At 42.1% G+C, this 240-nt stretch carries 1 pseudogene; it reads left to right on the top strand.

Going from position 1 to position 240, the window contains the following annotated elements:
- Nucleotides 1-240: pseudogene (locus PL9214_RS29795) on the top strand (phosphoglycerate dehydrogenase); the annotation flags it as partial.

Here is a 240-nt window from a genome sequence, read left to right as displayed (position 1 = left end):
TTAGAAATTATTGATCAATTTGATGGGGTAATTGCTGGGGATGATCCTTTTACTGCTAAGGTTTTGGCACAGGGAAAACGCCTCAAAATTGTCGCCAAATGGGGCATTGGTGTTGATTCCATTGACCGGGACGCAGCAAAAGAATTAGGGATTTTGGTCAAAAATACCCCGGATGTTTTTTCCGACGAAGTGGCGGATGTGGCATTGGGTTATATTATCCTATTAGCTAGACACTTACAT

Origin of the sequence: Planktothrix tepida PCC 9214, assembly GCF_900009145.1 — a bacterium.
GTDB classification, from domain to species: domain Bacteria; phylum Cyanobacteriota; class Cyanobacteriia; order Cyanobacteriales; family Microcoleaceae; genus Planktothrix; species Planktothrix tepida.
This window is presented reverse-complemented; position numbering and strand designations above follow the sequence as displayed.